Annotated in this window: 13 protein-coding genes; 2 read left to right on the plus strand and 11 right to left on the minus strand. The window is 73.0% G+C overall.

Going from position 1 to position 14,073, the window contains the following annotated elements:
- Positions 1 to 285: 285 nt before the first annotated feature.
- On the plus strand, positions 286 to 1,167 hold the full coding sequence (locus tag AB0F18_RS34845) for a 3-hydroxybutyryl-CoA dehydrogenase (RefSeq protein WP_362068106.1): 882 nt from the start codon (positions 286 to 288) through the stop codon (positions 1,165 to 1,167).
- A 50-nt stretch (positions 1,168 to 1,217) separates the two neighbouring features.
- On the opposite strand, the gene AB0F18_RS34850 is transcribed toward AB0F18_RS34845, so the two are convergent.
- The 10 genes from AB0F18_RS34850 to infC form a co-directional block, all read right to left on the minus strand.
- Positions 1,218 to 1,754, minus strand: coding sequence for an NUDIX domain-containing protein (locus tag AB0F18_RS34850; protein ID WP_362068109.1), 537 nt, complete (start codon positions 1,752 to 1,754; stop codon positions 1,218 to 1,220).
- 52 nt (positions 1,755 to 1,806) lie between these two features.
- Entirely contained in the window at positions 1,807 to 3,144 is a 1,338-nt protein-coding gene (locus AB0F18_RS34855) for a transcriptional regulator (protein ID WP_362068112.1), read from the minus strand.
- Between the two features lie 485 nt (positions 3,145 to 3,629).
- Positions 3,630 to 4,790 carry a PP2C family protein-serine/threonine phosphatase gene (locus AB0F18_RS34860; protein ID WP_362068115.1) on the minus strand — a complete coding sequence of 387 codons (1,161 nt, stop codon included), beginning with the start codon at positions 4,788 to 4,790 and terminating at the stop codon, positions 3,630 to 3,632.
- 172 nt (positions 4,791 to 4,962) lie between these two features.
- Entirely contained in the window at positions 4,963 to 7,491 is a 2,529-nt protein-coding gene (gene pheT, locus AB0F18_RS34865; protein WP_362068118.1) for a phenylalanine--tRNA ligase subunit beta, read from the minus strand.
- A complete protein-coding gene (pheS, locus tag AB0F18_RS34870; protein WP_362068121.1) occupies positions 7,491 to 8,618 on the minus strand; it encodes a phenylalanine--tRNA ligase subunit alpha in 1,128 nt (375 codons plus the stop codon). The genes pheT and pheS overlap by 1 nt, the downstream gene beginning before the upstream one ends.
- Positions 8,619 to 8,794: 176 nt before the next feature.
- The gene (locus tag AB0F18_RS34875) at positions 8,795 to 9,901 is read right to left on the minus strand and encodes an ATP-binding protein (protein WP_362068124.1); all 1,107 of its coding nucleotides are present in this window, start codon (positions 9,899 to 9,901) and stop codon (positions 8,795 to 8,797) included.
- Between the two features lie 55 nt (positions 9,902 to 9,956).
- Positions 9,957 to 10,814: an RNA methyltransferase gene (locus AB0F18_RS34880; RefSeq protein WP_362068127.1), complete on the minus strand. Its 858-nt coding sequence runs from the start codon at positions 10,812 to 10,814 to the stop codon at positions 9,957 to 9,959.
- 132 nt (positions 10,815 to 10,946) lie between these two features.
- Positions 10,947 to 11,333, minus strand: a complete 387-nt coding sequence (rplT, locus tag AB0F18_RS34885) for a 50S ribosomal protein L20 (protein ID WP_079425210.1) — start codon at positions 11,331 to 11,333, stop codon at positions 10,947 to 10,949.
- A gap of 103 nt (positions 11,334 to 11,436) precedes the next feature.
- Positions 11,437 to 11,631 (minus strand): 50S ribosomal protein L35, encoded by a 195-nt coding sequence (gene rpmI, locus AB0F18_RS34890; protein ID WP_040254989.1) that lies wholly within the window; start codon positions 11,629 to 11,631, stop codon positions 11,437 to 11,439.
- A 103-nt stretch (positions 11,632 to 11,734) separates the two neighbouring features.
- A complete protein-coding gene (infC, locus tag AB0F18_RS34895) occupies positions 11,735 to 12,445 on the minus strand; it encodes a translation initiation factor IF-3 (RefSeq protein ID WP_362068132.1) in 711 nt (236 codons plus the stop codon).
- Positions 12,446 to 12,770: 325 nt separating this feature from the next.
- Between infC and AB0F18_RS34900 the strand changes: the two genes are divergently transcribed.
- Entirely contained in the window at positions 12,771 to 13,136 is a 366-nt protein-coding gene (locus AB0F18_RS34900) for a DUF1844 domain-containing protein (protein ID WP_079425214.1), read from the plus strand.
- A 93-nt stretch (positions 13,137 to 13,229) separates the two neighbouring features.
- On the opposite strand, the gene AB0F18_RS34905 is transcribed toward AB0F18_RS34900, so the two are convergent.
- Positions 13,230 to 13,970, minus strand: coding sequence for an SseB family protein (locus AB0F18_RS34905; RefSeq protein WP_362068135.1), 741 nt, complete (start codon positions 13,968 to 13,970; stop codon positions 13,230 to 13,232).
- Positions 13,971 to 14,073: the final 103 nt, after the last annotated feature.

Here is a 14,073-nt window from a genome sequence, read left to right on the forward strand (position 1 = left end):
CCGGCTGCACAACTCGCTGACCAAGGCCGCCGAACGCGGCAAGATCAGCGAGGAGGAGCGGGACGCCACCCTGGCCCGCCAGCAGCCCCCGCCGTCCGATGTACGTCATGTGACGACTCCGTTCCTCTCCGTGACAACGCTTCGCGAACGCCCAGCATGCCCGCCCCGCCCCGTCACCGGCGGCAACGACGGGAGTAACGTCGGGGGGCGTGGCGGGCGCCGGGATGCAGTTACCACTGCCGAACAACGGGGGACCCGCGATGGAAGAGCAGCGAAAGGCACGATGTGACGGACCTCTCTACCCTCCCGACCGACATCACCAGGGTCGGCGTGGTGGGCTGTGGCCAGATGGGCGCGGGCATCGCGGAGGTGTGCGCCCGCAGCGGTCTTGAGGTGAAGGTCGCCGAGACCACCGGGGAGGCCCTGGAGATCGGGCGCACCCGGCTGCACAACTCGCTGACCAAGGCCGCCGAACGCGGCAAGATCAGCGAGGAGGAGCGGGACGCCACCCTGGCCCGCCTCAGCTTCACCACCGACCTCGGCGAGTTCGCCGACCGCGACCTCGTCATCGAGGCCGTCGTCGAGAACGAGCAGGTCAAGACGGAGATCTTCCAGGTCCTCGATCAGGTGATCACCCGCCCGGACGCGATCCTCGCCTCCAACACCTCCTCGATCCCGCTGGTCAAGCTGGCCGTCGCGACCTCGCGGCCCGACCAGGTCATCGGCATCCACTTCTTCAACCCGGCGCCCGTGCAGCGGCTCGTCGAGCTGATCCCGGCGCTGACGACGAGCGAGGAGACCGTCAAGCGGTCCGAGGCCCTGGTGCGGGACGTGCTGAACAAGCACGCCGTCCGCGCCCAGGACCGGTCCGGCTTCGTCGTCAACGCCCTCCTCGTCCCGTACCTGCTGTCGGCGATCCGGATGTTCGAGTCCGGCATCGCCAGCCGCGAGGACATCGACAACGGCATGGAGCTGGGCTGCGCCCACCCCATGGGCCCGCTGAAGCTGTCCGACCTGATCGGCCTGGACACCATCGCGTCGATCGCCGACTCGATGTACGCCGAGTACAAGGAGCCGCTGTACGCGGCTCCCCCGCTGCTCCAGCGGATGGTCGACGCGGGCCGCCTGGGCCGCAAGACGGGCTCGGGCTTCTACCCGTACGGCTGACCCCGCCGACGGCGGCCCGTGCACGGCGGGCCGCCGCGGACGCGGCCCCGCTAGGGGCGGCCCAGCCGGAGGTGGTGCAGCAGGAGCAGCCCGGCCGCCATGTTGGCGGCCGGGATCTCCCCGCGCCCGATCATGTCCGGCACCAGCTTCAGCGGCACCCACTCGCGGCGCGAGGACTCGAAGCCGTCCTCCGGTTCGCCGACACGGGTGGCCCCGTCCGCCCAGTAGAGGTGGTGGCGGGCGTCCGTCAGGCCGTTGGAGGGCTCGACGGTCATCAGGTGGTGGAGCGGGCCGGGCCGCCAGCCCGACTCCTCCTCCATCTCCCGGGCGGCCGCCGCCTCGACGGACTCGCCGTCCTCGACCACCCCGGCGGGCAGCTCCCAGCCCCAGCTGTCGGTGATGAACCGGTGCCGCCACAACAGCAGCACCTCGTCCGCCTCGTTGACGGCGGTGGCCACGGCGACCGGCCGCAGCCGGATGACGAAGTGGTCCAGGTGCCGGCCGTCGGGGAGTTCCACGTCCGCGAGGTTCACGTCGAACCAGCGGTTCTTGTACACGGTCTGCTCGCTCAGGTTCGTCCACTGCACGGTTTTGCCGCCTTCCGGTTCGTAGGTGGCAACATGGCAGCAGCTGAGACCGTCACAGGGGAACGCGCAGCGCCCCGTCGATGAGGTCGGCCGTCTCCTGCGCACCGGCGCAGCCGCTGGTCAGCAGGGCTTCCCGGACCGCCCGAAGCCGGTCCCGCAGCCGCAGCGACTCCATCCCCTTGGCCCGTTCCGCCATTTCGGCCGCCGAGGCCACGGCACGGTCCGCTTCCCCCTGCCTCAGCTGGATCTCGCACAGCATGGCCAGCCGGTGCACGCGCCCCCGGTCGTGCGCCGGAGTGCCGACGGCCTCGGCCGCCTGCTCGTGCGCGGCGTCCAGGTCCCCCAGGCTGAGCAGCGCCTCCGCCACCTGTACGTTGACCAGCCCGGGCTGGACGTAGCCGGTCTCGGCGGGCTCGGTGCCGGGCCGGATCCGCTCGGCGGCCGCCTCCGCGCGCCGGATGCAGGCCAGGGCGGCGGCGGTGTCGCCGAGTTGGGCGTAGGCCTTGGCCTGCATCGCGTACAGGTCGGCGGCCAGGGCGGGGGTGGTCTGGCTGCCGGCGGCGCGCAGCGCGGCCTCGGCGAAGGCCACGGCCTGGCGGAAGTCCCGCAGGTGCAGGGACTGGTTGACCAGCAGCGCGATCACGTACGCCCCCAGCCCCCGGTCCCCGCTGGCCTTGGCGAGGCGCAGCGCCTGGTGGAAGTAGCGCTGGGCGAGGCCGTGCGCGTCGGAGTCGTACGCGCAGATCCCGGCGACGGCCACCAGGGAGCCGGTGGCGCGGTGCAACTGGCGGCCGACGTCGTCGGGGTAGCCGCCGCGCAGCATCGGGGCGGTCTCGCTGCCGAGGAAGCGCACGATCCGGGCCCGGGTGGCCATGCCGCCGGCCCGCCGGTACATCAGCTCGTAGTGCGCCCGGGCGGCCCGCAGGACCTCGATGTGCTCGGGGCCGATCCGGTGGGTGCCCGGGCGGGACACGTCGGCGTCCTCGGGCGGGTTCTCCCACTCCCACACCGGGATGACGGCGGGGGTGCCGGTGAGGGCCTGCGCGGTGAGCTGGGCGGGCCGGCCCAGCTCGTCGGAGCGCCACAGGGCGGTGGCGCGGTCCACGAAGCCGCTGAGCCGGGTGGCGTCCGGGTTCTGCCGGCCGGGGATGCCGAGCCCGATGTCGTCGAGGCCGAGGGGGCGGTGCAGGCGTCCGCCCAGCACCTCGCAGATGAGGTCGGGCACCTGGCCGCGGGGGCGCTGCCCCTTCAACCAGCGGGAGACCGCGGTGTGTTCGTAGCGCAGCGCGAGTCCGCGGGAACGTCCCGCCTGGTTGACGTGCGCGGCGAGTCCGGCGTGGGACATGCCCGCCTCTGCGAGGAGGGCGTCGAGCAGGGCGTTGGGCTGCATGGGCCCCTCCAAGGGCTCGTCGGCTTCAGGCTAGTGGCTGAGCGGTTCGCGCGGGGTGGGGTGCGTCCAATTCACACGGGGTGTGAAACAAGAACGCGCATAAATGCGATACGCACCCTGCCGCGAAGGGGTCGCGCCGCGCTTCACTTAAGAGCCTCGCCAAGGAGGCCGCCCGGTCGTCGGCTCCCCCTCGTACAGTGCGACGACCCGGCACCGCGCCGCCCGCCCTGCTGTCTGCCCGACACTCCATGGCAGGCGGGCGGCGCACCACGGCTCCGCGGGGGCCGCCCGGTTGGTCGCCGGGCCCCCCGCCCGAGCCGGGCCGGTTCCGCACCGGGTCCGTCCACCGGCCCGGTGCGGAGTGGCTCCGCCGGCGACGCGGATCCGCCCGGGCCGTTCCACTCCCCCCGGCCGGGCGGGTCCGGTCCCCGGGCGGGGCGCCGCCGCCGTGACCTTGGCCGGTGCAGGGCCGGTCCGGTCCCCGGTCAGGGGCGGTCGTTGCGCAGCGCCAGCAGGGCGACGTCGTCGGTGAGCCGTCCGCCGGTGTGGCGCAGCAGGGCGGCGTGCACGCCCGCGACCAGCCGCGCGGGCGTGAGCGTCTGCTGCTCCGCGAGGAAGCGGGGCAGGGGGAAGAAGCGGCCCTGGCGGTCACGTGCGTCCTCGGCACCGTCGGTGTGCAGTAAGAGGGCCTCCCCGGGCCGGAGTTGCCCGAGCTCCTGCGGCTGCACCTTCGGGGGTACGGGCACCACCCCGAGCGGCGGCCACGTCTCACCGCCCTCCAGCACCCGTACGCGGGTGCGCCGCTGCGCGGAGCCGCTCCCCGCCCCGCCCTTCCTCCGTTCCTCCCCCAGCCCCGCCGGGAGGTACCCCCAGGGGCTGCGCGCCGGACCCCGGGCGGGTGCGGCGCCGGATTGACCGGAGGGAGCCCGGGAAGCGGCGCCGGGGCGGGACGGGGAGAGGCTCCCGCAGGGCTCCCGCTCGGCCCCCAGGGGGCTCAGGCGGTACGGCCATGGGTGGCCGCAGTTCAGGGCCCGGACGGTACCGTCCGGGGCGATCTGGAGGAGGAGGATCGTGACGAAGTCCTCCGACGACGGGAACTCCGGGTCCGAAGCGCAGGCCGCCGGATGCTCCGCCCGGGCGCGCTCGCGCAGGTGCCGCTGGAGCGAGCGCTCCATCCGCAGCAGCACCCCGCCCAGCGAGGGCTCGTCGTACGCCGCCTCGCGGAAGGATCCCAGGACCGCCGCGGCCGCGCCCAGCGCCGGCAGCCCGTGGCCCCGTACGTCGCCGATCACCAGCCGCACCCCGTACGCCGTCGGCACGGCCTCGTACAGGTCCCCGCCCACCGCCGCACCCCGGCTCGCGGACAGCTGGGCGGCGCACAGCGCCAGGCCGTCGATCCGCCCGGGCAGCGGCCGCAGCAGCACCCGCTGGGTGGCTCCGGCGATCTCCCGCGAGCGCCGCAGCTCGGCGACCAGGCCCCGCCGGATGTGCGCGGCGCAGCCCGTGGCGAGGAGCAGGAAGGCCGCGCAGCTCGCGAGGCTGGGCCCCAGCGGCCCCGGGGCGGACAGTTCCCAGGACACCGCGGCGCCGCCCCAGGCGAGGACGCACACCAGGCGCGCCCGGTGCATCTCCCGGCGCGTGATCATCCGTAGGACGCTCCCCTCCGGCTCGTCGGCCGGAACGATTGTGTCGACCTCCTGACGTACCGGACACGGCTCGCCGCCCTTCTCACCCGAATGAGTGAGGCTTGCCCGAAATGCCTGAGGGGCTCGTCCGGTGGTCCGGACGAGCCCCTCAGCGGGTCCTGCTCACGGTGCCTCAGGCGCCGCGCAGCACCGCCCCGGTCCGCTCGGCGGCGAGGGCCACCGCCGCGTCGCGCGCGGCCGTGGACTCCTCGGCGGTCAGGGTGCGGTCGGGCGCCCGGAAGCGCAGCGCGTACGCGAGGGACTTCTTGCCCTCGCCCACCTGCTCACCGGTGAACACGTCGAACAGCCGCAGCGATTCGAGGAGTTCGCCGGCGCCCTCGTGCAGCGCGGCCTCCACGGCCGCGGCCGGGACGGAGGCGTCGACGATCAGCGCGACGTCCTGGGTCGCCACCGGGAAGGTGGAGATCCGGGGCGCCTGGAGGGCCTCGCCGCCGGCCGCCGCGAGGCGGTCGAGGTCGAGCTCCATGGCGCTGGTGCGCGCCGGCAGGCCGAGGGCCTTGACCACGCGCGGGTGCAGCTCGCCGGCGTGGCCGATGACCGTCTCCGCGCCGTCGAGGGTGACGACCAGCTCGGCGCAGCGGCCGGGGTGCCACGGCCCGTGCTGGCCCTGGCGGACGACCAGCTCGACGCCGGCCTCGGCGGCCAGCGTGCGGGCCGCCTGGACCGCGTCGGCCCAGTCGGCGGGACGGCCCTTGCCCCACCAGCCGGCCTGCTCGCGGGCACCGGCCAGCACGACCGCGGCGTGGCGCGGCTGCGCGGGCAGGGCCGCGTCCAGGGTGGCGAGCTCCTCGTCCGTGGGACGGCGGTCGACGGGCAGCCGTACGGCCGCGCCCGGCTGGTCGCCGGCCCGGAAGACCGAGCCGGTCTCGAAGAGCGCGAGGTCGTGGCTGCCGCGGCTGTCGTTGCGGCGCAGCGCGCCCAGCAGACCCGGCAGCAGCGTGGTGCGCAGCGCCGGCTCCTCGTCGGAGAGCGGGTTGACGAGCTTGACGACCCGGCGGCTCGCGTCGTCCGCGGGCAGCTGGAGCTGGTCGAAGACGCCCTCGCCGATGAACGGGTAGCTGAGCGCCTCGACGTAGCCGGAGCCGGCCAGGGCGCGGCCGACGCGGCGGTGCAGCTGCTGGCGCGGGGTCAGGCCACGGCCGGAGGGCACCTGCGGGAGGGTGGACGGGAGGTTCCCGTAGCCCTCCAGACGGATGACCTCCTCGGCGAGGTCGTTGGGCGCGGCGAGGTCGGGCCGCCACGAGGGGACGGTGACGACGAGCTCGTCCTGGCCGTAGACGTCGCAGCCGATCTCCTGGAGGCGGCGCACGACGGTCTCGCGGCCGTAGTCCATGCCCGCGACCCGGTCCGGGTGGTCGGCGCGCATCGCGATGGTGCGCGGGGCGCCCGGGGCGATGAGCTCGGTGACCCCGGCCTCGGCGGTGCCGCCGGCGAGCAGCACGAGGAGGTCGACGGTGCGCTGCGCGGCCGCGGCGGCGGCCATCGGGTCGACACCGCGCTCGAAGCGCTTGGAGGACTCGGAGGACAGCTTCAGGCGGCGGGCGGTGCGCGAGATCGACACGGAGTCGAAGTGCGCGGCCTCGATCACCACGTCGGTGGTGCCGGTGACGACGCCGGTCTCCGGGTCGGTGACGGAGTCGGCGATCTCGGTGTTGGCGCCGCCCATGACACCGGCGAGCCCGATCGGGCCGCTGTTGTCGGTGATCACCAGGTCCTCGGCGTCGAGGGTCCGCTTGACCCCGTCGAGGGTGGTGAACTTCTCGCCCTGCTCGGCACGGCGGACGCCGATCTCGCCGTCGAGGCGGGACCGGTCGTAGGCGTGCAGCGGCTGGCCGAGTTCGAGCATCACGTAGTTGGTGATGTCGACGGCGAGCGAGATCGGGCGCATGCCGGCCTTCTGGAGGCGGCGGGTGAGCCAGATCGGGGAGCGCGCCTCCGGGTCCAGGCCGGTGACCGTGCGGGCGGTGAAGCGGTCGCAGCCCTGCGGGTCGGAGATCTTCACCGCGTAGCCGTACGAGTTCGGCGCGGGCACGTCGAGCAGCGCCGGGTCGCGCAGCGGCAGGCCGTAGGCGGTGGCGGCCTCACGGGCCACACCGCGCATGGACATGCAGTAGCCGCGGTCCGGGGTGATGTCGATGTCGAGGACCTCGTCGACGAGCTGGAGCAGCTCGATCGCGTCGGTGCCCGGCTCGTACTCCGGCGGCAGCACGATGATGCCGTGCGTGCCGTCGTCGCCCATGCCCAGCTCGTCGCCGGAGCAGATCATGCCGTGGGAGGTCTTGCCGTACGTCTTGCGCGAGGCGATCGCGAAGTCGCCGGGCAGGACGGCGCCGGGCAGGACCACGACGACCTTGTCGCCGACGGAGAAGTTCCGGGCGCCGCAGACGATCTCCTGCGGTTCGCCGGTGCCGTTGGCGGAGCCGACGTCGACCGTGCAGAAGCGGATGGGCTTGCGGAAGCCCTCCAGCTCCTCGATGGTCAGCACCTGGCCGACGACGAGGGGGCCCTTGAGGCCGGCGCCGAGCGTCTCGACGGTCTCGACCTCAAGGCCGGCGTCGACGAGCTTGGCGGCCACGTCACGGCCGGTCTCACCCGCGGGGAGGTCGACGTACTCCCGCAGCCAGGAAAGCGGGACGCGCATCAGATCTCACTCCCGAACGGCCGGGTGAAGCGCACGTCACCCTCGACCATGTCTCGCATGTCTTCAACGTTGTGGCGGAACATCAGCATCCGCTCGATGCCGAACCCGAAGGCGAACCCGCTGTACTTCTCGGGGTCCACACCGCAGGCGACGAGCACCTTGGGGTTGACCATGCCGCAGCCGCCGAGCTCGATCCAGCCCTCGCTGGAACAGGTACGGCAGGGGCGGTCGGGGTTGCCCACCGACTCGCCGCGGCAGACGTAGCACTGCATGTCCATCTCGGCGGACGGCTCGGTGAACGGGAAGAAGTGCGGGCGCAGGCGCGTGGTGGTGCCCTCGCCGAACAGCTCCTGGACCATGTGGTCCATGGTGCCCTTGAGGTCCGCCATGGTCAGGCCCTCGTCGACGGCGAGCAGCTCGACCTGGTGGAAGACCGGGGTGTGCGTCGCGTCGAGCTCGTCGGTGCGGTACACGCGGCCCGGGCAGACGATGTAGACGGGGGGCTTGCGCTCCAGCAGCGAGCGCGCCTGCACCGGGGAGGTGTGGGTGCGCAGCACGACACCGGACTCGTCGCCCTGGGTGCCCTCGGGGCCCTGGACGAAGAAGGTGTCCTGCATCTGGCGGGCCGGGTGGTCGGGCGTGAAGTTGAGGGCGTCGAAGTTGAACCACTCCGCCTCGACCTCGGGGCCCTCCGCGACCTCGTAGCCCATGCCGACGAAGATGTCCGCGATGCGGTCCATCAGCGTGGTCAGCGGGTGGCGGGCGCCGGCGGGCACGCGGTCGTAGGGCAGCGTGACGTCCACCGCCTCCTCGACCAGCACCCGCTCGTCGCGCTCGGCCTCCAGGGCGACCGTGCGGGCGCCGAACGCCTTGTTCACGGCGCCGCGGGCCTGTCCGACGCGCTTGCCCGCCTCGGCCTTGGCCTGGGGCGGCAGGGCGCCGATCTCGCGGTTGGCGAGCGCGAGGGGCGAGCGGTCGCCCATGTGCGCGGTCTTCGCCTCGCGGAGCTCGTCGAGGTCGCCGGCGGACGCGAAGGCGGCGAGCGCCTCGTCCCGCATGCGCTCGATCTCTTCCGGTTTCAGTGCCTCGACCTCGACAGGGTCGTACGACTTGTTCGGTGCCGACATCTCTTCCCGTACTTCCGATGGCTGGCTGGTGGGTCCCCGCACGACTCGCACGACTCGCACGACTCGATCGCTGATCGACGTGATCGGCACAAGGACACAAAGGTGCCAAAGGACGAGTCTAAGGGCCGCCGGGGGTGAGGAAGCCCGTGGGCCGCCTGGCGAGACTCTCCGCAGGGTTACTGGGTGAGGTAGGCCGGCGCGCTCACGGGCAGCATAAATCGGAACTCCGCGCCGCCGCCGGGTCCGCGCCCGACGGTGATCGTTCCGCCGTGGGCCTCCACGATGCCCTTGACGATGTACAGGCCCAGGCCGGTGCCGCCGCGCTTGCTCCCCCGCCAGAAACGGGTGAAGACGCGGCCCATCGACTCCTCGGGGATCCCGGGGCCCTCGTCGGTCACGGTGACGGCTGTTCCCTTCTCGTATGGCGCTACGTCGATGGTGACCGTTCCGTCGCCGTGCCGCACCGCATTTTCGAGGAGGTTGCCCAGGATCTGGTCGATCTTGTCCGGATCGGCCCACAGGTCGGGCAGCGGCCGGCTGACCCGTACGAGGAAACGCTCGGGGGCCTGGCCGTTCGCGGTGAGGGCCTGGACGTGCCGGCCGACGGCGGCGGCGATGTCCACCGGCTGGCGGCGCACCTCCAGGCGGCCGGAGTCGATGCGGGAGATGTCGAGGAGCTCCGCGATGAGGCGGGTGACGCGGTTGGCGTCGGCGTCGACGGTCTCCAGCATCAGCCGCTTCTGGTCGTCGGTGAACCGCTCCCATTTGGCGAGCAGGGTCGCGGTGAAGCCCTTGACGGAGGTCAGCGGGGAGCGCAGTTCGTGCGCGACGGTCGCGATCAGCTCGGCGTGGCTGCGCTCGGTGCGCCGGCGGGCCTCGGTGCCGCGCAGGGTGACCACGAGGCGGCTCAGCGGGCCGGTGGGGTGGGTGCGCACGTACCGGGCGGAGACCAGCACCTCGCGGCCGCCGGGGAGCAGCAGGTTCCGTTCGGGCTGGCCGCGCCGGGTGGCGAGCCCCCCGTACGGGTCGGTCAGCGCCCACCAGCGACGGCCTTCGAGGTCCTCCAGCGGGAGCGCGCTCTCGATGCGGGCGCCGAGGGCCTGGCCGGCCGTGATGGCGGTGATCCGGGAGGCGGCCCGGTTGAAGCAGATGACGCGCCCGGTGTCGTCGGCGACGACGAGCCCGTCGGGCAGCTCGTCGGGATCCAGCCCGAAACCGCACCCCTCGGCGGCGGGCGCGGCCGCGCCGGCGGCCCCCGGCGAGCTGTTCGTGCCGACGGTCATGTCCCCGTACCCCACATCTCCGGGTAGCTCAGTGGGCCCCCGGACGGCCACATTACTAGCTGGGGGTCACGGAACGGCACCCTCCGGACGCCCGCTGTGCACGCGCGGACGCGTAGAGGCACACGGCGGCGGCCGTGGCGAGGTTCAGGCTCTCGGCCTTGCCGTGGATCGGGACCCGTACGACGGCGTCCGCGAGCGCCCGGGTCTCCTCGGGCAGGCCCCAGGCCTCGTTGCCGAAGACCCAGGCGGAGGGGCCGCCCATGGTGCCGGCGTCCAGCTCGGCGTCGAGGTCGTCCTCGCCGGCCCCGTCGGCCGCGAGGATCCGTACGCCAGCCTCCCGCAGCCCCGCCACGGCCTGCTCGACGGGGACGCCGACGGCCACGGGGAGGTGGAAGAGGGAGCCCACGGAGGCGCGGACGGACTTGGGGTTGTAGAGGTCGACGGAGGCGTCGGTCAGCACCACGGCGTCGGCTCCGGCGGCGTCCGCGCAGCGCAGGACGGTGCCGGCGTTCCCGGGGTCGCGGACGTGGGCGAGGACGGCGACCAGCTTGGGCCCGGCCTTGAGGATCTCCTCGAAGGGGGAGTCGAGGAAGTGGCAGACGCCGACGAGCCCCTGCGGGGTGACGGTCTGCGAGACCTCCGCGAGCACCTCGTCGGAGGCGTAGTGCACCCGTGCCCCGCCCAGCAGCGCGGCCTCGACGATGTCGGCGTAGCGCTCGGCGGCCTCGACGGTGGCGAACAGCTCGATCAGGGTCGCGCCCTGGGCCCCGCGGTGCGCGACCGCCTCACGGACGGCCTGGGGGCCCTCGGCGAGGAACCTGCGCTCCTTGGTCCGGAAGTTGCGCCGCGCCAGCCGCCGTGCGGCGGCCACCCGCGGGGATCGGGGGGAGATCAGCTCGGCGGGGGTCGGCATGCTCAGGGTTCTCTCTCGGGTGTCCGGTGCGCGGCTGCGGCCGTGCGGGGCGGGGCGAACGCACACGGACCCGCAGGCGAGCGCCTGCGGGTCCGTGGGTGCCGGCCTCTGTCCATCGGGCCGGCGAATGCCTTACGCGGCGGCCTTGGGCGCGTTCACGTCGGCCGGGAGGGCCTTCTGCGCGACCTCGACGAGCGCGGCGAACGCGTTGGCGTCGTTGACGGCCAGCTCGGCCAGCATCTTGCGGTCCACCTCGATGTTGGCGGCCTTCAGACCCTGGATGAGGCGGTTGTACGTCATGCCGTTCTGGCGGGCAGCGGCGTTGATGCGCTGGATCCACAGCTGACGGAAGTCGCCCTTGCGCTTCTTGCGGTCGTTGAAGTTGTAGACCAGCGAGTGGGTGACCTGCTCCTTGGCCTTGCGGTACAGGCGCGAGCGCTGACCGCGGTAGCCGGAGGCCGCCTCGAGGATCGCCCGGCGCTTCTTGTGGGCGTTTACTGCCCGCTTGACGCGTGCCACTTTTTAACTCCTTGTAGCGGGGCCGTGGTTGTCTTCACACGGCCCGAATTCGATGGGGTCCCGGTCTTGACGTCCCGCTCCCCGCGGGGGGAGCGGAAGGACGTCACTTGCCGAGAAGCTTCTTGATCTTCGCGGCGTCGCCGGGGGCCATCTCCGCGTTGCCGGTCAGGCGGCGGGTGACACGGGACGACTTGTGCTCGAGCAGGTGGCGCTTGCCGGCGCGCTCACGGAGCACCTTGCCGGAGCCGGTGATCTTGAAGCGCTTCTTGGAACCGCTGTGCGTCTTGTTCTTCGGCATAGCGCCGTTATCTCCTCGTCGGTGGCGCTCCCACCGGTCGTTGCCGACCGGCGGGCGGGAGCGTCATGTTGTGTGGGTGATTCCGAGACGGGCTGCCTCGGGATCAGGCCTCGGCGTTCGCCTCGGCGGAGCCGTCGGCGGCGGCCTCGGTGGGTTCCGCCTCGGCCGGAGCGGCCTCGGTGGACTCCGTCTCGGCCGGAGCGGCCTCGGCGGCGGCACCCTGGCGCTCGGCCTTGCGGGCGGCCTGCGCCTCGCGGGCTTCGGCCATCGCCTCGGTCTTCTTCTTGTGCGGACCGAGGACCATGATCATGTTTCGGCCGTCCTGCTTCGGGTTCGACTCGATGAAGCCGAGGTCCTGGACGTCCTCCGCGAGACGCTGCAGCAGTCGGTAGCCGAGCTCCGGCCGGGACTGCTCGCGACCACGGAACATGATCGTGATCTTGACCTTGTCGCCCTGCTTGAGGAACCGAACGACGTGACCCTTCTTGGTGTCATAGTCGTGCGGGTCGATCTTCGGCCGGAGCTTCATCTCCTTGATGACCGTGTGCGCCTGGTTCTTGCGCGCCTCACGGGCCTTCATGGCCGACTCGTACTTGAACTTGCCGTAGTCCATGAGCTTGCAGACCGGCGGGCGCGCGGAAGCCGCGACCTCGACCAGGTCCAGGTCGTATTCCTGTGCGAGCTCAAGCGCCTTCGCAAGCGGAACAATGCCCACCTGTTCGCCGCTGGGACCGACGAGTCGCACCTCAGGGACGCGAATCCGATCGTTGATGCGGGGCTCGGTGCTGATGGATCCTCCTCGGTAGCACCACACGGTTGTCTGGCAGACAACCGCTGACGTCTTGTGTCGTCAGACCGAAACCGCGGCGGAGAATGAAAAATGCCCCGCCGGGCACAGGCAGGGGCTCCAAAACAACCGGAGCACCGCCGCGTGCGAACCGCGGGGCGCAACTCGGCGGCCTTCCATCGTCCGTACGGAACGATGGATACCGCCTGACCGGATGACCCGCCGCCCCTGAGGGTGGTCGGGTGGGAGATCGGAGCCTCCACTTGTGGGCCGGGCACGCAGGTGTCCGGCCGGTCGATGTACATAGTACCCCACGCATTGCAAGGCCGCCGCACGACCTATCGTGGAGCGCATGACTGACGCGACGCCCTCCGATTCCACCACTCCCGACTACGACGAGATGACCCGCGACATCGCGGACGTCCCGGCCGTCGAGGTCATCACCACGGTGGCCGTCCACCTGCTGAGCGCCGCGGCGGTCAACCTGGGCCTGGACAAGCCGGACTCCGAGCACAAGGACCTCGACGAGGCCCGCAAGCTGATCACCGCCCTGGCCGGCCTGGTCAGCGCCAGCGCCACCGAGATCAGCTCCTTCCACGCCGCCCCGCTGCGCGACGGCCTGAAGTCCCTCCAGCTGGCCTTCCGCGAGGCCTCGATCGTCCCGGACGAGCCGGGCCAGGGCCCGGGCGAGAAGTTCACGGGTCCCGTCTACGCCTGACCGTCCCGTCGCTCCACCCCGGATTCCGTTTCGTACGCCGAAGGGCCGCCCGCGAGGTTTCGCGGACGGCCCTTCGGCGTACGTACGGGGTCCTCAGCGCGTGAAGAGCGGCTCGCCCGGCGGGACCGGGGCGTCGGCCGGGAGCAGGGCCAGGTCCAGGCCGCGTACGAGGCGTCCGCGCAGGGTCTCGTCCGCCGCGAGGGCCTCGGCCACCCGGCGGGCGGCGGGGGCCACCGGCGTCCCCTCGGACAGCACGATGGCGAGGGTGCCGTCGGCGGCGGCCCCGCCCGGGCCCAGGTGGGCGCGGAGCACGGCCGGCTCGGCGGCCACCGCGGCCCGTACCGCCCCGCGCACGGCGGGGTCCGCCAGCGGGTCCGCGTCCGTACGGCCCTCGGCCAGCGCGAGCAGCGCGGGGCCGGTCAGCTGGTAGGGGACGGGGCCGGCCAGGTCGAGGACGATCGTGTCCGCCTTCTCGTGCACGGCCGCGGCCAGCGCCTGGTGCAGCGGGACCGCCACCGGGCGGGCCGCCGGGTCCCACAGGGCCAGGGAGGCGATGGAGGTGAAGGCGGGCAGCGCCCGGCGGTCCCCCGCCGTCAGGGTGGGGACGGCCATGTCGCTGGTCTTCTCGCGCTTCAGCCCGGTCTCCGGGTCGGTCTCGACCTCGCCGAGCACCGCCACGACGGGCACCAGCAGCCGGGCGTCCTTCAGGGCCGCCAGCAGCTGCGGCTCCCGCGACCGGTCCTCGGCCCAGGCGGCCAGGGCCGCGCTCAGCCGGGGGTCGGCGGTGCCGTCGTCGTCGGAGAAACCGGGGTTCGGGATGTTCTTGGTGGCCACAGTTACCCGACCCTATCCCGCCGCGCGGTGCGCGGGCGCCGGGCCAGTACGCCGGCCAGCACCAGCAGCGCCGCTCCCCCGGCGGCGGCCGCCGGGGCGGCCC

It is taken from the genome of Streptomyces sp. NPDC029216 (assembly GCF_040648015.1).
In the GTDB taxonomy this organism is placed as follows: domain Bacteria; phylum Actinomycetota; class Actinomycetes; order Streptomycetales; family Streptomycetaceae; genus Streptomyces.